Source organism: Vogesella mureinivorans, from assembly GCF_007644035.1.
Taxonomy (GTDB): domain Bacteria; phylum Pseudomonadota; class Gammaproteobacteria; order Burkholderiales; family Chromobacteriaceae; genus Vogesella; species Vogesella mureinivorans.
The window spans coordinates 1-289 of sequence record NZ_VMTV02000924.1 but is presented as its reverse complement, the minus strand read 5'-3'; the positions used below and the strand labels follow the sequence as shown (position 1 = coordinate 289).

Here is a 289-nt window from a genome sequence, read left to right as displayed (position 1 = left end):
CTAACCGAGCACCCACTTCTGCAGGAATGTATTTTTGTCCGGCATGGACGCACTGAATTGCTTTGACTAGCTCCTGACGAGTGACGTTCTTCAGCAGATAGCCTCTGGCTCCGGCACTGAGTCCGCGATAGATATCTTCGTCGCCGTCATAGGTAGTCAGCACAATGATGCGGGCATTGGGAAACTCCTGACGAATCGTAGTGATTGCGTCAACGCCGCCCATCTGGGGCATTTTCAAATCCATCAGCACCACGTCGGGCTGATGTTGACGAAACAGTTCAACCGCTTC

1 protein-coding gene is annotated in these 289 nt (G+C 52.6%); it reads right to left on the bottom strand.

Annotation, left to right across the window (positions count from 1 at the left end):
• Positions 1–289, bottom strand: a 289-nt coding sequence (locus tag FLQ44_RS21165; RefSeq protein ID WP_147695957.1) for a response regulator, incomplete at both ends; no start/stop codon positions are given.